Origin of the sequence: Clostridium sp. CM027, assembly GCF_024730565.1 — a bacterium.
In the GTDB taxonomy this organism is placed as follows: Bacteria; Bacillota; Clostridia; order Clostridiales; family Clostridiaceae; genus Clostridium_AD; species Clostridium_AD estertheticum_B.
This window is the reverse complement of record NZ_CP077725.1, coordinates 2,955,796-2,976,007: the sequence shown is the minus strand read 5'-3', so window position 1 is coordinate 2,976,007 and position 20,212 is coordinate 2,955,796. Positions and strand designations below refer to the sequence as shown.

Sequence of the window (20,212 nt, the reverse complement as noted above, 5' to 3'; positions counted from 1 at the left end):
CTGCATCCTCCTTTCTTTAAAGTTACGCTTTAACAGCATTTCTTATTACAACTGTGCCTTTGTTAGGTCCCGGTATACCACCTTTAACTAATATAATGTTCTTTTCAGGCATTACTTTAACTATTTCAAGGTTTATTACTGTTCTACTAACATTACCCATATGACCTGGCATACGTTTGTTTTTAAACGTTTTTGATGGATCGGAAGATGCTCCCATTGATCCAACTGCTCTATGGAATTTAGATCCATGACTCATTGGTCCTGTATGCTGATTCCATCTTTTAATACAACCTTGGAATCCTTTTCCCTTAGATATTCCTGATACGTCAATTTTATCTCCAGCAGCAAATATATCTGCCTTAAATTCTTGACCTACTTCATAAGCACTTATATCTTCCATTCTAAATTCTTTTACGAATCTTTTTAAAGATGTTCCTGCTTTAGCAAATTGTCCTTGCATTGGTTTGTTAACTAACTTTTCTCTTATGTCACCAAATCCAACTTTAATTGCATTGTAACCATCATTTTCGATAGTTTTCTTTTGAATAACAACACATGGACCTGCTTCAACAACTGTTACTGGAACAACTCTTTTATTTTCATCAAATATTTGAGTCATACCAAGTTTTTTACCCATTATTGCTTTTTTCATGAAAATACACCTCCTACTTATTAGCGGACCACATTAGTGATCATAACAGTTAGTAATATTAATTTAATGCTTACGTACAGTAATTATACTTATACGCTTAATCGCACTTATATGTACGCTTATAGTTTTATTTCGATATCAACACCAGCTGGTAAGTCTAATCTCATTAAGGCATCAACAGTTTTAGGTGATGGACTAATTATATCTATTAGTCTCTTATGAGTTCTTATTTCAAATTGTTCTCTTGAATCTTTATACTTGTGTGGAGCTCTCAACACTGTAATTACATCTTTTTCTGTAGGTAGCGGTACTGGACCAGCTACTTTAGCTCCTGTACTTTTAGCTGTTTGAACAATTTTCTCAGCTGATTGATCTAATATGTTGTGATCAAAAGCCTTTAATCTAATTCTGATTTTTTGTTTTATCATTATTATTTCCTCCTTTTCATCGCACGCTCTACTTCTTACGTGCAACAGCGGATGTTCTGTAAACTGCTCCGGGTGTTTCATGTAATAAATGCATGAAACAATCGTAGGAACCCCGTCGTCCGATTCAAGATCAGGACATGCTCGGTGAAGAATTACCCGGAAGTCCGGCAACCTCTTACCTCATCACTGTTACCACAATACAACTTCTAAAGTATACAACACTTCTTTTGCTTTGACAAGTATTTTTTCACTATTATTTCATAATTTTTATATTTGTGGTTCCTGCTTATATTTATACAAAAGTTTTATTGTATTTAAAAGGAGAAGAGCGTCCTCTTCTCCTTAATAATAAAAGCTTTTATTATTATTGAAATTCATCAATTGATGGTTATAAATACATTGTAAATTATTATTTAACTATTGAAGTAACAACTCCTGAACCTACTGTTCTTCCACCTTCTCTGATTGCGAATCTTAATCCCTCATCCATTGCTACTTGAGTGATTAGTTCAACATTCATGTCTATGTGATCTCCTGGCATTACCATTTCCATTCCGTCTGGTAATTTTATTGATCCAGTTACATCAGTTGTTCTGAAATAAAATTGTGGTCTATATCCGTCGAAGAATGGAGTATGTCTTCCGCCTTCTTCTTTTTTAAGTACATATACTTGACCTACAAATTTATCATGTGGATGTATTGAACCTGGCTTAGAAAGTACTTGACCTCTTTGAATATCTGTTCTTTGTACTCCTCTTAGTAATGCTCCGATGTTGTCTCCGGCCATTGCTTGATCTAAAAGTTTTCTGAACATTTCAACTCCTGTACATACAACTTTTCTTTTATCTTCGCTAAGTCCTACGATTTCTACTTCTTCTCCAACCTTAAGTATCCCAGCTTCAACTCTTCCTGTAGCAACTGTTCCTCTACCTGTGATTGTGAATACATCTTCTACTGGCATTAAGAATGCTTTATCTGTTGCTCTTGTTGGTGTTGGAATGTAGCTATCTACTGCTTCCATTAATTCAGCTATGCATTTTGATGCTTCTTCATCAGTTGGGTTTTCTAATGCTTTTAATGCTGATCCTGTTACTACTGGAATGTCGTCACCAGGGAAGTCATACTCACTTAATAATTCTCTTACTTCCATTTCAACAAGTTCTAATAATTCTGGATCATCTACCATATCTGCTTTGTTTAAGAATACTACTATATATCCTACTCCAACTCTGCTTGCTAATAGTATATGCTCTCTTGTTTGAGGCATTGGGCCATCTGCTGCACTAACAACTAGAATTGCTCCATCCATTTGTGCTGCGCCTGTGATCATGTTCTTTACATAATCTGCATGTCCTGGGCAATCAACATGTGCATAATGTCTATTATCTGTTTCATACTCAACATGTGATGTATTTATTGTAATTCCTCTTTCTCTTTCCTCAGGTGCTTTGTCAATTTGGTCAAACCTAGATACTTCTGCTAAACCTTTAGTTGCGAGTACTGCTGTTATTGCAGCTGTTAATGTTGTCTTGCCGTGATCTACGTGCCCTATTGTTCCAATGTTTACGTGTGGTTTGCTTCTTTCAAACTTTGCCTTTGCCATTTTGTATTCCTCCTTATATTTGCATATTATCTTATATTTTGCTCGTTATTTACTTCCTATAACTTGTTCTTGAATACCCTTTGGAACTGGTTCGTATGCAGCAAATTCCATACTGTATACTCCTCTACCCTGAGTTCTTGATCTAAGCGTCGTAGCATATCCAAACATTTCTGATAATGCAACCATTGCTCTAATTACTTGAGCGCCTGATTGAGCTTCCATTCCTTCTATTCTACCTCTTCTTGAATTAATGTCTCCCATAACGTCTCCCATGTACTCTTCTGGCACTGTTACTTCGACCTTCATTATTGGTTCAAGCAAAACTGGATCTGCTTTTGCCATACCGTTCTTGAATGCCATTGAACCAGCAACCTTAAATGCCATTTCGTTTGAGTCAACATCATGGTATGATCCATCAACTACTTTAACTTTAAAGTTAAGAACTGGGTATCCACCAAGAATACCATTCTTTGATGCTTCTTTAATTCCGTTCTCAATTGGAGATATAAATTCTCTTGGAATAGATCCACCAACCGTACAATTTTCAAATGAGTAAGGTTCAGTAGTTGGTATTAACTCTATCCAACAGTGACCGTATTGTCCACGTCCACCTGATTGTTTAATGTATTTACCTTCTGCTTTAACTGCTTTTCGTATTGTTTCTTTATAAGCTACTTGTGGTTTTCCTACATTACATTCAACCTTAAATTCTCTTTGAAGTCTATCAACAATAATTTCTAGATGAAGCTCGCCCATACCACCAATTATTGTTTGACCTGTTTCTTGATCAGTATAAGTTTGAAAAGTAGGATCTTCTTCAGAAAGCTTTGCAAGAGACATACCCATTCTTTCCTGACCAGCTTTTGTTTTTGGCTCAATAGCTACATGGATAACTGGATCTGGGAAGTCCATGGTTTCAAACAATATTGGATGATCTTCATCACATAAAGTTTCTCCAGTAGTTGTGTTTTTAAGTCCAATTACTGCACCTAATTCTCCTGAACGTAATTCTTCAACTTCTTCTCTGTGATTAGCATGCATTTTAACTAGTCTACCAACTCTTTCTTTTTTACCTTTGTTAGCATTTAATACATATGTACCAGTTTTCATTACGCCTGAGTAAACTCTTGTAAACGCAAGTCTGCCAACAAAGGGATCTGTAGCTATTTTAAACGCTAATGCTGCCATTGGCTCATCATCACTTGGGTGTCTTTCCATTTCTTCACCAGTATCAACATCTTGTCCTTTGGTAGCTGGTATATCAAGTGGTGACGGCATGTATTCTATAACAGCATCTATCATCATTTGAACGCCTTTATTTTTATATGAAGAACCACAAATTACAGGTACTATTTCATTCTTAATTACACCTTTTCGTAATGCTGCTTTTAATTCTTCTTCACTTATTTCTTCACCATCAAGATATTTCATCATAAGCTCTTCATCTAGTTCAGCTATTGCTTCAACCATAGCCGATCTGTATTCTTCTGCTAACTCTTTCATATCTTCTGGAATTTCTATTTCTTCTATTTGTGTTCCTAAATCATCTCTATAGACTTCTGCAACATTTCTAACTAAATCTATAATACCTAGGAATCCTTCTTCTTTACCTATTGGAAGCTGTATTGGAACTGCATTAGCATGAAGTCTTTCTCTCATCATGTCTACAACGTGATAGAAGTCTGCACCCATTATATCCATTTTGTTAACATATGCCATTCTTGGTACCTTATATTTAGTCGCTTGTCTCCATACTGTTTCTGATTGTGGTTCTACTCCGCCTTTTGCACAGAATACAGAAACTGCACCATCAAGTACTCTTAAAGATCTTTCAACTTCAACTGTGAAATCTACGTGCCCTGGTGTATCAATGATATTTATGTTATAACCCTTCCAGAAACAAGTTGTAGCCGCAGAAGTTATTGTTATACCTCTTTCCTGTTCTTGTACCATCCAGTCCATAGTAGCTCCACCATCATGAACCTCACCAATCTTGTGTGTTTTTCCTGTATAGAATAATATACGCTCAGTTGTTGTTGTTTTACCAGCATCAATATGAGCCATAATACCTATATTACGGAATTTTTCTAAAGAATATTCTCTACCCACTATTTGCGCCTCCTGTCAACGAGTGATTTTAAATTTGACAAAACTGTCTTGGCAAAGCCAAAACAGTTTTAATATTAATACCTGTAATGAGCAAAAGCCTTGTTAGCTTCAGCCATTTTATGAATATCTTCTCTCTTCTTTACTGCTGCTCCAGTATTGTTTGCAGCTTCGAGTAATTCGTTAGCAAGTTTTTCTCTTGCATACTTCTCTCCTCTATTATCTGCAGCAATAAGCAACCATCTTAGTCCTAATGTCTGTCTTCTCTCAGGTCTAACCTCGATAGGCACTTGATAATTAGCTCCACCTATTCTTCTAGCTTTTACTTCAAGTAATGGCATAACATTATTTAATGCTTCTTCAAAAACCTCTAAAGGTTCTTTGCCTGTTTTTTCTTTGATTATGTCAAAAGCCTCATAGCATATTTTTTGTGCTACTCCTCTTTTACCATCCTCCATTACATTGTTTATTAACTTTGTAACGACTTTGCTGTTGTACATAGGATCTGGTAATACATCTCTTTTTGCAATATATCCTTTTCTCGGCACTTTACTTCCCTCCTTAACAATTTTAATTAACTCATAGGTACTCGATATCTCTACCGCAAAGTACTCTGTACTCCTGCAAATGTATGTAAATATAAATTTTCATATATATAAATGCTGAAGACATTGCACCTTAATTCAAAGCATTATTTTTTTTGCTTTGGTCTCTTAGTACCGTATTTAGATCTACTTTGTAGTCTGCCCGCAACTCCAGCAGAGTCTAATGTCCCTCTGATGACGTGGTATCTAACTCCTGGTAAATCCTTAACTTTTCCACCTCTTATAAGTACAACACTATGTTCTTGTAAATTGTGGCCTACACCTGGTATATAAGCAGTAACTTCGTATCCGTTTGTAAGTCTAACTCTTGCTACTTTTCTTAATGCTGAGTTTGGCTTTTTAGGAGTTGTTGTTTTAACTACTGTACAAACTCCTCTTTTTTGCGGACAGTTCTTCAATGCTGGTGCAGCTGATTTTGTTGCTAATGTCTTTCTGCCTTTTCTTACTAATTGATTGATAGTTGGCATGATTTCACCCCCTCATTTTTGTAAGCTGTTCTTCATTTATATCAATGCAGCGTAACATAACTAAATGGCAATGTTACCGCATGGATATATCTATATTATTTAGTTGCTAGCATTAATTTAATCTTCGAAACGCAATGCTGTTGCTGATGCAACATCTATATCACAAAGATTTCCTAATTCTTTCATTGTGTCTACAAATATTATTTGTAGGGAATTAACCTTGGCTAGTTTTAGAATAGGATCAGTAATACTACTATCAGCATCTTTGGCTATATACAAAACTTTACCCCGACTATTCTTTAACGCTTTTAGGGTTTGTTTAACTCCAACGACTTTCTGACCTACAATTTTACCTACCATTTCTAACCCCCTTCACAATTATAATCAAAAGATTTACCTAATTAAGATGCATCTACTCGATTTAAATCACACACAAGGTGTATTTTATCATTTTACTATCACCCTGTCAACTAGTTACAACCTATACTTCCAAATCATTTTCAATTTCTACCTTTTCATCATCTTCAGTATTGATTTTTATTGTTCTATATCTTGTCATTCCAGTACCCGCAGGTATCAGTTTACCAATTATTACATTTTCTTTTAATCCAAGCAATGGATCAATTTTACCCTTAATAGCCGCATCAGTAAGTACTCTTGTTGTCTCCTGGAATGATGCTGCTGACAAGAATGATTCCGTTGCAAGTGCCGCTTTAGTTATACCTAATAGAGAAATTTTCCCCTGAGCAGGTACGCCACCTTCAGCTTCAATTTTTGCATTAGCATCTTCAAAAGCAAATATATCTACTAAGTTCCCTGGAAGTAGTTCAGTATCTCCAGATTCCTCAACCTTTACTTTTCTTGTCATCTGTCTCACAACAACCTCTAAATGTTTATCATTTATATCAACACCTTGAAGTCTATAAACTTTCTGTACCTCTGACGATAAATAATTTTTAACTCCGTTAACGCCTTTTATTCTTAAAATATCGTGCGGATTAACTGAACCTTCAATTATCTCATCTCCGGCCTCAATTCTATCACCATTTGCAACTTTTAATCTTGATCCAAAAGGTATATCATAACTTAGTTCTTCCCCTGCATCACCAATTACAATGACAACTCTCTTTTTCTTAGTATCTTCCATTTTAACGCTACCGCATACATCACTTACTATTGCGAGTCCCTTTGGTTTTCTAGCTTCAAATAATTCCTCAACTCTTGGAAGACCTTGGGTTATATCTGATCCTGCTACTCCACCTGTATGGAATGTTCTCATTGTAAGTTGTGTACCCGGTTCTCCTATAGATTGAGCTGCAATTATGCCTACGGCTTCGCCAATGTTAATCTTTTGAGACGTTGCCATATTCATTCCATAACATTTAGAACAAACTCCAATTTTAGCCTTACATGTAAATACCGATCTAATCATAACTTTTTTTACACCAGACTTTTGAACTTCTTCTGCTAACTTAATATCCATATACTCATTCTTAGGAACTATTACTTTGCCTGTTTTTGGATGAATAATATCTTCAGCGGAATATCTTCCAGTCAATCTTTCAACTAACTGTTCAATTACTTCACTTCCATCACGAATTTCTGAAACTTCAAAACCTTCATCCGTTCCACAATCTTCGTGTCTTACGATAACATCCTGGCATACATCAACAAGCCTTCTTGTTAAATAACCTGAGTCAGCTGTTTTAAGTGCTGTATCTGCGTTACCTTTTCTAGCTCCATGTGTTGAAATAAAGTACTCTAATACACTTAGTCCATCTCTAAAGGATGCTCTAATAGGTAACTCAATTATCTTACCAGATGGATTAGCCATAAGGCCTCTCATACCTGCTAATTGTTTGATCTGACTCTTAGACCCTCTGGCACCTGAATCTGCCATCATGAATATCGGATTGAATTTATCCAAACTATCCATTAGTGCATTTGCCACATCTTCTGTAGTTTTAGTCCATTTTTCTATTACTCTTTGGTATCTTTCTTCCTCGGATATAAATCCTCTTCGATACATCTTCTCAATTTTTTCAACAGTTTCATCCGCATCTTTTAACAATGCTTTTTTAGCCTCTGGAACCACCATGTCAGATGTAGCAACCGTAATTGCTCCAATTGTTGAGTAATGATATCCCTTAGCCTTTATTTTGTCTAGCATCTTAGAAGTTTCTGAAGGCCCATATTTTAAGTAGCATTTATCAATAATACTACCAAGATTCTTTTTACTTACCAAGAAGTCTATCTCAAATTTCAATTCATTTCCAGGAATGCTTCTATCAATAAACCCTAAATCTTGAGGTATAGTTTCATTGAAAATTAGTTTTCCAGGTGTAGTTTCTATAATTGAAGTTATACTTACACCATCAACGGTGCCAAATAACTTAACTTTAATTTTAGCATGAATATCAATATCCTTTACTTGATAAGCCATTATTACTTCATCTGGCGATGAGAATGATCTTCCCTCACCTTTAGCACCATCTTTATCAATAGTTAAATAGTAAGCTCCTAAAACCATATCTTGAGTAGGTACACAAACCGGTTTACCATCTGATGGTTTCATAATGTTATGTGCAGCAAGCATTAAGAACCTTGCTTCAGCTTGAGCTTCAACAGATAGAGGTACATGTACCGCCATTTGATCTCCATCAAAGTCAGCATTATAAGCCGTACATACAAGCGGATGTAGTTTAATAGCCCTACCTTCTACAAGTATAGGTTGGAAAGCTTGAATTCCTAGTCTATGAAGTGTAGGTGCACGATTTAATAGTACTGGGTGATCAGCTATTACTTCTTCAAGTACATCCCATACTTGAGGCATAACTCTCTCTACCATTCTCTTAGCACTCTTAATATTATGCGCTACTCCACTTCCAACTAGCTTTTTCATAACAAAAGGCTTAAATAATTCTAAAGCCATCTCTTTTGGAAGACCACATTGATACATTTGTAACTCTGGTCCAACAACTATAACTGAACGGCCTGAGTAATCAACACGTTTTCCAAGTAAATTTTGCCTGAATCTTCCTTGCTTTCCTTTTAACATGTCAGATAGAGATTTTAAAGGTCTGTTCCCTGGTCCCGTAACTGGCCTTCCTCTTCTTCCATTATCAATTAATGCATCTACAGCTTCTTGGAGCATTCTTTTTTCATTTCTAACAATTATATCTGGAGCACCTAAATCTAGAAGTTTTTTTAGCCTATTGTTACGGTTTATTACCCTTCTATACAAATCATTTAAATCAGATGTAGCAAATCTTCCTCCGTCTAATTGTACCATCGGTCTTAAATCAGGAGGTATAACTGGTATTACATCGATTATGATCCATTCAGGTTTGTTTTTAGATTTTCTAAATGATTCTGACACATCTAGTCTTCTTATACTTCTGATTCTTTTTTGTCCTGTACTCGTTTTTAGGTCTTCTTTTAATTCCTTAGATAATTCTTCTAAGTTTATATCTTGTAAAAGTACTTTCACAGATTCTGCACCCATACCAGCTACAAAACTATCATTTCCAAATTTATCAATAGCTTCTCTATACTCTTTTTCACTAAGGATTTGTTTTTTAAGTAGTGATGTTTCTTTTGGATCTAATACTACATAAGAAGCAAAATAAAGAATCTTTTCTAGAGATCTAGGTGACATATCTAAAATAAGTCCCATACGAGATGGTATTCCTTTAAAATACCAAATGTGAGATACTGGGGCAGCAAGTTCGATATGCCCCATTCTTTCACGTCTTACTTTAGATTTTGTAACTTCAACACCACATCTATCACAAACTATTCCCTTATATCTTACTCTCTTGTATTTTCCACAGTGACATTCCCAATCTTTAATTGGTCCAAATATTCTTTCACAAAACAACCCATCTCTTTCAGGTTTTAAAGTTCTATAGTTTATAGTCTCTGGTTTTTTTACTTCACCTTTTGACCATTCTCTGATCTGTTCCGGTGATGCTAATCCTATTTGAATAGCATCAAAATTATTAAATTCAAACAAGGGTTCATCCTCCCTTCATATTAATGTTCATCATTAAAATCATTTAATTCTAAGTCTTCACCAAATTCTTCTGCCGGTATTTCATCATAATTTATATCAATGTCCAGTTCTTCATCTTCATCGATAAGCTCAATGTACTCTTCCGTTGGTGCTTCAGGAATTATATCTTCTGATCCTTCTATGTTAACATTTAAATTTAATTCTTCCATTTCATCATCAACTGATTCCTTCAGTTTAATTTCTTCTAATTCATCAGTAAGAACTTTAACATTTAAACACAACGCTTGTAATTCCTTTATAAGAACTTTAAAGGATTCAGGCACACCAGGTTCTGGAATATTCTCGCCTTTTACTATTGCTTCATATGTTTTAACTCTTCCTACAACGTCATCGGATTTAACTGTTAAAATCTCTTGTAATGTATGAGCTGAACCATAAGCTTCTAATGCCCAAACTTCCATTTCTCCAAACCTTTGGCCACCAAACTGTGCTTTACCACCTAATGGTTGCTGAGTTACGAGAGAATATGGACCTGTAGATCTAGCATGTATTTTGTCATCTACTAAATGATGTAACTTTAAGATATACATATATCCAACAGTAACTCTGTTGTCAAATGCTTCTCCTGTTCTTCCATCATATAAATCAGTTTTTCCATCTGTATTATATCCTGCTTTTTCCAAGCACGCTTCAATTTCTTCTTCAAGCGCACCATCAAATACTGGCGTTGCAATATGCCAACCTAATTCACTAGCTGCCCATCCTAAGTGGACCTCTAATACCTGGCCTATATTCATACGAGAAGGAACACCTAGTGGATTTAAGCATATTTGAAGTGGCCTTCCATCAGGTAAAAACGGCATATCTTCTACTGGTAATACTCTAGATATAACCCCTTTATTACCATGTCTTCCTGCCATCTTATCGCCTACAGATATCTTTCTCTTTTGAGCTATATAACATCTAACTAGTTCATTTACACCTGGTGGAAGTTCATCACCATTTTCTCTAGTGAACACTTTAACGTCAACTATTATTCCAGCTTCGCCATGTGGCACTCTAAGTGATGTATCTCTTACTTCTCTTGCCTTTTCTCCAAATATTGCCCTTAATAATCTTTCCTCTGCGGTAAGTTCTGTTTCTCCCTTTGGAGTTACTTTTCCAACTAGAATATCTCCAGATCTTATCTCAGCACCTATTCTTATTATTCCGCCCTCATCTATATCTTTAAGTGCATCTTCGCCAACATTAGGAATATCCCTAGTTATTTCTTCTGGTCCAAGCTTTGTATCTCTTGCATCTGATTCATATTCTTCAATGTGCACCGATGTAAATATATCATCACGAACAAGTTCTTCAGATATTAACATCGCATCCTCATAGTTATAACCTTCCCAAGTTACAAACCCAATACGGATGTTCTTACCTAATGCTATTTCTCCAAGGTCAGTTGAAGGTCCATCTGCTAAAACAGTATTTACTTCAACTTTTTCGCCTTTATTAACTATAGGTTTTTGATTTATACACGTACCCTGATTAGATCTTTTAAACTTTAGAATTTTATAAACATCTAATCCACTATCTGAATCTCTTCTTACCTTAATTTCGTTAGCACTTACATACTCAACTGTGCCGGCGTTTTTAGCTTTCGGAAGTACACCAGAATCTACTGCAGCTCTATATTCTATTCCAGTAGCTACAATTGGCGATTGTGATTTAAGTAGTGGTACTGCTTGACGTTGCATGTTGGAACCCATTAGCGCACGACTAGCATCATCATTTTCAAGGAATGGAATCATTGCTGTAGCAACAGAAACTATCTGTCTTGGCGATATATCCATAAGATCTACTTCTTCTTTTGGAACAACCATTACTTCTTCTTTAGCTCTTACAGTTACTTTTTCATCTACAAAAGTACCATCTTCGCTAATTGGTTCACTTGCCTGTGCTACTAGATATGCATCTTCTTCATCCGCAGTCATATACACAATTTCGTTTGTAACTACTGATGTTTTCTTATCTACAATCCTATATGGTGTTTCAATAAACCCATATTCATTAACTTTAGCGTAACTCGCAAGTGAATTAATAAGTCCTATATTGGGTCCTTCTGGAGTTTCTATAGGGCACATTCTGCCATAATGCGAGTAATGAACATCTCTAACCTCAAACCCAGCTCTCTCCCTAGAGAGACCGCCTGGTCCTAGTGCAGATAATCTTCTTTTATTTGTAAGTTCTGATAATGGATTTGTTTGGTCCATAAACTGAGAAAGTTGTGAACTTCCAAAGAATTCCTTTATAGCTGCGGCTACAGGCCTTATGTTTATAAGCGCCTGAGGCGTTATTCCTTCTTGGTCTTGGATTGTCATTCTTTCTTTGACAACTCTTTCCATTCTAGATAAACCAATTCTAAATTGATTTTGTAAAAGTTCACCTACAGATCTAATTCTTCTGTTTCCTAAATGATCAATATCATCAATATAACCGATATCGTAAGTTAGTCCTAACTCGTAGCTCACTGTAGCATACATATCATCTTTAATTATATGTTTAGGTATTAATCTAGTTTTATTAGCTTTTATTTGTTCTTTAATTGATTCTTCATCACTAAAATTATCCAATATCTCTTTTAATGTTGGATAATGGACCATTTCCCTAATATTAAGATCAGAAATATCAAAGTTAACTACTTTATTAATGTTAACAAAGTGATTTCCTATAACTCTTAACACCTTATCCTCTACTTGAAGATCTACTACATTAATTCCTAAGTTTTGAATTTCTAGAGCAACTTCTCTATCTATCTTTTGACCTTTTTCAACTATAACTTCGCCAGTTGTAGGGTTAACAATATTTTCAGCAGCAATTTTGTTTGCAATTCTGTGATTAATTGATAACTTCTTATTAAATTTATATCTACCAACTCTTGATAAATCATATCTCTTAGCATCAAAGAATAGTGAATCAATAAGAGATACCGCACTATCCACTGTAGGTGGTTCGCCTGGCCTTAATCTCTTATATATTTCTATCAAAGCTTCTTCTCTTGTTTTAGTATTATCTTTTTCTATTGTAGCTTTTAGTCTTTCTTCTTCACCTAATAATTGATGTAAGTCTAAATCGCTACCATTATCCATCATAGCTCTGGCCAAAATACTTATAGGCAGTTTTCTTGTCTTGTCAATTCTAATATATACAATTTCATTAGAATCTGTTTCATACTCGAGCCATGCTCCTCTGTTTGGGATTACCGTTGCAGAGTAAAGTTTTTTTCCAGTTTTATCAACAGAATAATTGTAATAAACCCCTGGTGATCTAACCAATTGACTTACTATAACTCTTTCTGCTCCATTTATAACAAATGTTCCTTGTGGTGTCATCAGTGGGAAGTCTCCCATAAAGACTTCTTGTTCCTTAATTTCACCTGTTTCATTATTACGCAATCTAACCTTAACTTTTAACGGTGCTGCGTAAGTTGTATCTCTTTCCTTACATTGTTCTTCAGTATACTTAATGTTATCTGTATCAAGTTTGTATCCTACAAACTCTAGAACAAGATTCCCAGTATAGTCTTGAATAGGATTTATATCGTCAAAAACCTCTTGAAGTCCTTCTTTTAAAAACCAATTATAAGAGTCTAACTGTATCTCAATTAAATTTGGCATATCAGTTACTTCACCTATTTTTGAAAAACTCATTCTTGTTCTTTTACCTAATTGGACAGGATGTACCATCAGCTTTCACCCCTTGTATAAACTAAAATAACCAAAAACACACTTTCCCCTAGGACCTTATGCTTTTGGATTCACATATTTATTATGTTATTATAACCATTTTTGTTAATTCAATTCACATTAACCAGTAATTTCTTTTTTAACGTTAAACTACTAGTTTTAATGCATTACGCTATATTATCATAAGTATAATTCTATGTCAACATAACATTTTAAAAAAGGGCACTCTTATCTAAAAGTACCCTGTTTATGATAAAATTATTTTATTTCTGCTGCGCCGCCAACTTCTTCTATTTTAGCTTTTAATGCTTCTGCATCTTCTTTGCTTATAGCTTCTTTAATTGCCTTAGGTGCTCCATCAACTATATCTTTAGCTTCTTTTAATCCTAATCCAGTTATTTCTCTAACAACTTTAATAACTTTAATTTTGCTAGCGCCTGCACTAGTTAAAATTACGTCAAATTCAGTTTTTTCTTCAACAGCTGCTGTAGCAACTCCTGCAACTGCAACTGGTGCAGAAGCACTCACTCCAAATTCTGTTTCACACTCTTTTACTAATTCATTTAATTCTAAAACACTCATATCTTTTATAGCTTGAATAATTTCTTCTCTTGTCATTATAAATGCACCTCCGAATTTTTTTCATATAAATATTGTTTTGTACTTACCTTTTAAAAAAGGCATGATTTGAATCAATTAAAAATCGCTATGTAGTTCAGCTTAATATTTGAAATATTATTGAGCTGATTCCTTTTGCTCTTTAACTGAATTCAATAGGTATGCAAGATTTGATAATGGAGCTTTGAAGCTTCCAAGTAATTTTGCAATAAGAACATTTCTTGGTGGTATTGATGCAAGAGCATTAACCTCGGCACCATCGAATATTTTACCTTGAATTATGCCTGCTTTAAGCTCTAATTTTTTATGAGTTTTTGCAAATTCATTTAAAACTCTAGCTGCAACAGTTGCATCTTCATATCCAAATGCCATTGAAATAGATCCTTGTAGGTGAGTTTCTATACCTTCAATTCCTAATTCCCTAGCCGCTAGAATAACTAAAGTGTTTTTATAAACTTTATATTCTACCCCAACTTCTCTAAGGTTTTTTCTTAGTTGCGTATCTTCTTCTACATTTAGACCTTGATATTGACTAAATACTACACCTTGAGCTTTTGCTAATTTTTCTTTTATTTCTGCTACTTTTGCTTCTTTTACTTGTCTATTATTGCTTAACACTATATATCCACCTCCTAACAGTTTTTAACTGCTTTATAAAAAATTAAAATCTCTCCGTAGACACGAAGAGACCTAATATATGTATACAAGTATACTTATAGGAATCCTCGGTAGGCATGTTGTCTTTTACGCTTTCGCACCTACTATCTACGGAATATCATTTATTTCACTCTGGAAATTGTATCATGTTTAACCCTATTTGTCAATACTAGTCTAATACTTTAGCTTGATTGACTTTTATTCCAGGTCCCATAGTGCTTGAAACTGATACTGATTTTAAGTATTGTCCTTTAGCTGCTGATGGTTTAGCTTTAACTACTGCTTCCATTAAAGCATGAAAGTTTGCAACTAATTTGTCAGCACCAAAAGATTTTTTACCAAGCGGTACATGAATTATAGAAGTTTTATCAACTCTATACTCAACTTTACCAGCTTTTATTTCATTTATTGCTCTAGCAACATCAAATGTAACTGTTCCTGACTTTGGATTTGGCATTAATCCCTTAGGTCCAAGTACTCTACCTAATTTACCAACAACACCCATCATATCTGGAGTAGCAACAACTATATCAAATTCAAACCAATTTTCTTTTTGTATTTTTTCAACTAATTCATCAGTTCCAACGAAGTCTGCTCCTGCAAGTTCCGCTTCTTTAGCTTTCTCGCCTTTAGCAAAAACTAAAACTTTAACTGTTTTACCTGTTCCATGAGGAAGTACTACTGCACCTCTAACTTGTTGGTCTGCATGTCTTGGATCAACACCAAGGCTTACAGCGAGTTCTATAGTTTCATCGAACTTAGCTTTAGATGTTTTCACCACAAGTTCCATAGCTTCTGTTGGTGTATATAGAGCATTTTTATCTATAAGCTTAGCGCTTTCTATGTAATTTTTTCCCATAATAGTATCCTCCTTCGTGGTAATAACGGTTTTTACCTCCCACGTAATTAATTTAAAATTATTCTTCTACAACTATTCCCATACTTCTTGCTGTTCCAGCTATCATACTCATTGCAGATTCAATTGATGCTGCATTTAAATCTGGCATCTTAAGTTCTGCTATTTCTCTTACTTTAGCTTTAGAAACTGTAGCAATTTTGGTTTTGTTTGGAACACCAGAACCGCTTTCTAATCCAACTGCTTTCTTTAACAATATTGCTGCTGGTGGAGTTTTCAGTATGAAACTAAAAGATCTATCTTGATATACTGTTATTACTACTGGTATTATCATACCTGCTTGATCCGAAGTTTTCGCGTTGAATTCTTTACAGAATCCCATGATATTAACTCCGTGTTGTCCAAGTGCTGGTCCAACTGGTGGTGCTGGGGTAGCTTTTCCTGCAGGAAGTTGAAGTTTTATCATCCCTGTTATTTTCTTAGCCATGAATTTATACCTCCTATATTGTGGTAAACGGATTAAAAATCCTCCCACTTACTAAAACTTTCGTTTTATTAAGTATCTAGTCTAGTTTTTGTATTTGATTGAATTCTAGTTCAACAGGAGTTTCCCTGCCAAACATATTTATAAGTGCTTTAATTTTTTGCTTTTCCAAATGAATTTCTTGTATTAAAGCAACAAATCCTTCTAATGGTCCAAATGTCACCTGAATATTCTCACCTATTTCGTAGTCAACAACTATAGTTTTTTCTGCTATACCCATAGTTCTAACTTCATCTTCAGTAAGAGCTACCGGTTTAGAACCCGGTCCTACGAACCCAGTTACACCTCTGGTATTTCTAACTATATACCAAGATTCATCTGTCATAAGCATTTTAACCATAACATAACCTGGAAACACCTTTTTTAAAGTTATTTTCTTTTTTCCATCCTTTACTTCAACTACTTCTTCCATAGGTACTTGAATATCATGTACATATTCTTCAAGATTTCTATTTTCGATCGCTTTTTCTAGGTTGACTTTAACTTTATTTTCATAACCAGAATATGTATGTACAACATACCATTTAGCTTTATCTGCCATAGCTCAAGGGGTGGAGTATTCCGTCCCCCTACCTCCTTCCTTTACCTTATTTAAAGATTAGTTTATAGAGGTTCTTAAAACCATAATCCAACAAACCTATTAAAATCACAAAAATAAAACAAAAACTTGTCACTGCAAAAGTTGCCTTTTTAACATCTTGTTTTGAAGGCCAAGTTATTCTTTTCGCCTCTGCCTTAAGTTCATTGAAAAACTTCACTATACCTTTTTGGTTTGATTTTTCCTTTACTTTAACATTCCCAGTAACAGCCATTTTATTCACATCCCTACTGTTTTGTGTTTAATGCTGTATTATTTTGTTTCTTTATGAAGTGTATGTTTGTGGCAGAACTTACAGTATTTCTTCATTTCTATTCTGTCTGGGTTATTTTTTTTGTTTTTCATTGTATTGTAATTTCTCTGTTTGCAATCAGTACAAGCTAAAGTTACTTTTACTCTCACAATCTACACCTCCCGGTTTTCCATCTATTTAAGAAAGCTCATACTTATTAAGCGCTAAGCTATCTTTAGCATTTTTGTTATACTTAAATAAGTTATCACAATTTAATACATATGTCAATGAATTAGTTCAAGGTGTTTTTTTATTAAACAATTTTCTTTCTTCTAATTCATAATGCATTTTTTTGTTTGTATTATTTAACTATTGAAGTAACAACTCCTGAACCTACTGTTCTTCCACCTTCTCTGATTGCGAATCTTAATCCCTCATCCATTGCTACTTGAGTGATTAGTTCAACATTCATGTCTATGTGATCTCCTGGCATTACCATTTCCATTCCGTCTGGTAATTTTATTGATCCAGTTACATCAGTTGTTCTGAAATAAAATTGTGGTCTATATCCGTCGAAGAATGGAGTATGTCTTCCGCCTTCTTCTTTTTTAAGTACATATACTTGACCTACAAATTTATCATGTGGATGTATTGAACCTGGCTTAGAAAGTACTTGACCTCTTTGAATATCTGTTCTTTGTACTCCTCTTAGTAATGCTCCGATGTTGTCTCCGGCCATTGCTTGATCTAAAAGTTTTCTGAACATTTCAACTCCTGTACATACAACTTTTCTTTTATCTTCGCTAAGTCCTACGATTTCTACTTCTTCTCCAACCTTAAGTATCCCAGCTTCAACTCTTCCTGTAGCAACTGTTCCTCTACCTGTGATTGTGAATACATCTTCTACTGGCATTAAGAATGCTTTATCTGTTGCTCTTGTTGGTGTTGGAATGTAGCTATCTACTGCTTCCATTAATTCAGCTATGCATTTTGATGCTTCTTCATCAGTTGGGTTTTCTAATGCTTTTAATGCTGATCCTGTTACTACTGGAATGTCGTCACCAGGGAAGTCATACTCACTTAATAATTCTCTTACTTCCATTTCAACAAGTTCTAATAATTCTGGATCATCTACCATATCTGCTTTGTTTAAGAATACTACTATATATCCTACTCCAACTCTGCTTGCTAATAGTATATGCTCTCTTGTTTGAGGCATTGGGCCATCTGCTGCACTAACAACTAGAATTGCTCCATCCATTTGTGCTGCGCCTGTGATCATGTTCTTTACATAATCTGCATGTCCTGGGCAATCAACATGTGCATAATGTCTATTATCTGTTTCATACTCAACATGTGATGTATTTATTGTAATTCCTCTTTCTCTTTCCTCAGGTGCTTTGTCAATTTGGTCAAACCTAGATACTTCTGCTAAACCTTTAGTTGCGAGTACTGCTGTTATTGCAGCTGTTAATGTTGTCTTGCCGTGATCTACGTGCCCTATTGTTCCAATGTTTACGTGTGGTTTGCTTCTTTCAAACTTTGCCTTTGCCATTTTGTATTCCTCCTCAATATAAATAATTACACTTTTGTGCAAGTAAACTCATCCTAGTGTATTGTACGGATTTAATAGTTATGGAGCCCATAACCGGAATTGAACCGGTGACCTCCACCTTACCAAGGTGACGCTCTGCCGACTGAGCTATATGGGCATTAAATTTTGGAGCGGGAAACGGGTATCGAACCCGCGACACCCAGCTTGGGAAGCTGGTGCTCTACCACTGAGCTACTCCCGCCGACGTACAACTTAAAGCTATACACCAATTATTGATTATACTACTGTTTATTTTTTTGTCAATGTATTTTCACCTTTTGCTTAGACATTTTTCTAATTTTCTTTTTACTCTTTGTAGCGCATTATCAATAGACTTTGCATGCCTATCTAAATCACAAGCAATCTCTTGATAAGATTTACCATCTAAGTATGACATCAACACTTCCATCTCTAGTTCTGAAAGAACTTCCCCAATTTCATTTTGAATGCTTATTACTTCTTCACGGCTTATAACTAGCTCTTCGGGATCAGTAATTTTAGCACCTGATAACACATCCAATAATGTTCTGTCTGATTCCTCGTCATATATTGGCTTATTTAAAGATATATATGTATTAAGGGGAATGTGTTTTTGGCGAGTAGCTGTTTTTATTGCTGTAATTATCTGTCTTGTAACACAAATTTCTGCGAAAGCCCTAAAAGAAGATAATCTATCTGCCTTAAAATCTCTAATGGCCTTATAGAGACCTATCATTCCTTCTTGATAAATATCTTCTTTATCAGCCCCAATCAAAAAATACGACTTAGCCTTGGCTTTAATAAAATTCCTGTATTTATTAATTAAATATTCTTGTGCTCTAACATTTCCATTTTGTGCTTCAATGACTACTTCTTCATCCAATCTTTCTTCAAAGCATGAAGTATCCATACTAGCTCTAATGATTTTTTCCAACAAATATCCCCTCCACACCAAACATGTGTCATATAGATGATTATACCTTAGTGCAATTTCTATAGTCAAGAAAATTCAATGGCTCCTGCGTATTTTTTCAAGTTTTTTTAATGTTTTTTCATCTATTCTCTCTTCTAACCAATTTCTTTTTCCTAAATGCTTTTTTTCGATATTTATTTGAATCTCTTTTTGTGTACTAATTACTTCGTGATAAAATTCAATGGAAGACATTCGAGTGGCCCCTCTTTGAAAGGTAACTTGCTGCTCTAGCGAGTCTGACGTGACAACGCAGACTTCGGATTTTCGTCCTATATTATTGACCATTCTCTCAATATAATCATCTGCCGTTTCGCCCTCTTTTGTAAAAATCACAACTAAATTTCCTTGTCTTTCTTTTTTTTGAAGGCTACCTTTAACCATTTGTGCATCAAAAACTATAAATATTTTATACCCTTTAAATCCCGAGTGATTTTGAAGAGTGTCAATAAGCTGCAGGCGTGAAGATTCGTAACTAAAATCTTTAATCTTTTTAAGATTTGGCCAGCTATTTATAACATTATACCCATCAACAAAAACTGTTTTCACTTTTT

19 protein-coding genes, 2 tRNA genes and 1 other annotated feature are annotated in these 20,212 nt (G+C 34.8%); all 21 genes read right to left on the bottom strand.

Annotated features, from left to right (window positions below):
* Positions 1-22: 22 nt before the first annotated feature.
* A complete protein-coding gene (gene rplC / locus KTC92_RS14130; RefSeq protein ID WP_165414236.1) occupies positions 23-652 on the bottom strand; it encodes a 50S ribosomal protein L3 in 630 nt (209 codons plus the stop codon).
* 119 nt (positions 653-771) lie between these two features.
* Complete coding sequence (gene rpsJ, locus KTC92_RS14125; protein WP_071614633.1) at positions 772-1,080, bottom strand: 30S ribosomal protein S10; 309 nt, start codon at positions 1,078-1,080, stop codon at positions 772-774.
* 409 nt (positions 1,081-1,489) lie between these two features.
* Entirely contained in the window at positions 1,490-2,683 is a 1,194-nt protein-coding gene (gene tuf, locus KTC92_RS14120; RefSeq protein ID WP_216302359.1) for an elongation factor Tu, read from the bottom strand.
* Positions 2,684-2,728: 45 nt separating this feature from the next.
* Complete coding sequence (gene fusA, locus KTC92_RS14115; RefSeq protein ID WP_216302363.1) at positions 2,729-4,792, bottom strand: elongation factor G; 2,064 nt, start codon at positions 4,790-4,792, stop codon at positions 2,729-2,731.
* A 74-nt stretch (positions 4,793-4,866) separates the two neighbouring features.
* The gene (gene rpsG / locus KTC92_RS14110; RefSeq protein ID WP_165414408.1) at positions 4,867-5,337 is read right to left on the bottom strand and encodes a 30S ribosomal protein S7; all 471 of its coding nucleotides are present in this window, start codon (positions 5,335-5,337) and stop codon (positions 4,867-4,869) included.
* Between the two features lie 143 nt (positions 5,338-5,480).
* Positions 5,481-5,861, bottom strand: a complete 381-nt coding sequence (gene rpsL, locus KTC92_RS14105) for a 30S ribosomal protein S12 (protein WP_165414407.1) — start codon at positions 5,859-5,861, stop codon at positions 5,481-5,483.
* Positions 5,862-5,978: 117 nt separating this feature from the next.
* Positions 5,979-6,221, bottom strand: coding sequence for a ribosomal L7Ae/L30e/S12e/Gadd45 family protein (locus KTC92_RS14100; protein ID WP_165414406.1), 243 nt, complete (start codon positions 6,219-6,221; stop codon positions 5,979-5,981).
* A 121-nt stretch (positions 6,222-6,342) separates the two neighbouring features.
* Positions 6,343-9,876, bottom strand: a complete 3,534-nt coding sequence (gene rpoC / locus KTC92_RS14095; protein WP_216302362.1) for a DNA-directed RNA polymerase subunit beta' — start codon at positions 9,874-9,876, stop codon at positions 6,343-6,345.
* A 20-nt stretch (positions 9,877-9,896) separates the two neighbouring features.
* Positions 9,897-13,610: a DNA-directed RNA polymerase subunit beta gene (rpoB, locus tag KTC92_RS14090; RefSeq protein WP_165414404.1), complete on the bottom strand. Its 3,714-nt coding sequence runs from the start codon at positions 13,608-13,610 to the stop codon at positions 9,897-9,899.
* 258 nt (positions 13,611-13,868) lie between these two features.
* Positions 13,869-14,228, bottom strand: coding sequence for a 50S ribosomal protein L7/L12 (rplL, locus tag KTC92_RS14085; protein WP_165414403.1), 360 nt, complete (start codon positions 14,226-14,228; stop codon positions 13,869-13,871).
* Between the two features lie 117 nt (positions 14,229-14,345).
* Complete coding sequence (rplJ, locus tag KTC92_RS14080) at positions 14,346-14,846, bottom strand: 50S ribosomal protein L10 (RefSeq protein WP_165414402.1); 501 nt, start codon at positions 14,844-14,846, stop codon at positions 14,346-14,348.
* Positions 14,847-14,880: 34 nt separating this feature from the next.
* Positions 14,881-15,017, bottom strand: a sequence feature (ribosomal protein L10 leader region).
* Between the two features lie 37 nt (positions 15,018-15,054).
* Positions 15,055-15,744 carry a 50S ribosomal protein L1 gene (gene rplA, locus KTC92_RS14075; protein WP_216302361.1) on the bottom strand — a complete coding sequence of 230 codons (690 nt, stop codon included), beginning with the start codon at positions 15,742-15,744 and terminating at the stop codon, positions 15,055-15,057.
* A gap of 58 nt (positions 15,745-15,802) precedes the next feature.
* Positions 15,803-16,228: a 50S ribosomal protein L11 gene (gene rplK, locus KTC92_RS14070; protein ID WP_071614644.1), complete on the bottom strand. Its 426-nt coding sequence runs from the start codon at positions 16,226-16,228 to the stop codon at positions 15,803-15,805.
* Between the two features lie 76 nt (positions 16,229-16,304).
* Complete coding sequence (gene nusG, locus KTC92_RS14065; protein ID WP_216302360.1) at positions 16,305-16,826, bottom strand: transcription termination/antitermination protein NusG; 522 nt, start codon at positions 16,824-16,826, stop codon at positions 16,305-16,307.
* A gap of 46 nt (positions 16,827-16,872) precedes the next feature.
* A complete protein-coding gene (secE, locus tag KTC92_RS14060; protein ID WP_165414399.1) occupies positions 16,873-17,097 on the bottom strand; it encodes a preprotein translocase subunit SecE in 225 nt (74 codons plus the stop codon).
* Positions 17,098-17,135: 38 nt separating this feature from the next.
* A complete protein-coding gene (gene rpmG, locus KTC92_RS14055) occupies positions 17,136-17,285 on the bottom strand; it encodes a 50S ribosomal protein L33 (protein WP_125002828.1) in 150 nt (49 codons plus the stop codon).
* A 191-nt stretch (positions 17,286-17,476) separates the two neighbouring features.
* Complete coding sequence (gene tuf / locus KTC92_RS14050) at positions 17,477-18,670, bottom strand: elongation factor Tu (protein WP_216302359.1); 1,194 nt, start codon at positions 18,668-18,670, stop codon at positions 17,477-17,479.
* Between the two features lie 81 nt (positions 18,671-18,751).
* Positions 18,752-18,827, bottom strand: a tRNA-Thr gene (locus KTC92_RS14045).
* 9 nt (positions 18,828-18,836) lie between these two features.
* Positions 18,837-18,911, bottom strand: a tRNA-Gly gene (locus KTC92_RS14040).
* A gap of 69 nt (positions 18,912-18,980) precedes the next feature.
* Positions 18,981-19,598, bottom strand: coding sequence for an RNA polymerase sporulation sigma factor SigH (gene sigH / locus KTC92_RS14035; protein ID WP_165414377.1), 618 nt, complete (start codon positions 19,596-19,598; stop codon positions 18,981-18,983).
* A 99-nt stretch (positions 19,599-19,697) separates the two neighbouring features.
* A complete protein-coding gene (locus KTC92_RS14030) occupies positions 19,698-20,207 on the bottom strand; it encodes an NYN domain-containing protein (protein ID WP_216302358.1) in 510 nt (169 codons plus the stop codon).
* Positions 20,208-20,212 lie beyond the last annotated feature (5 nt).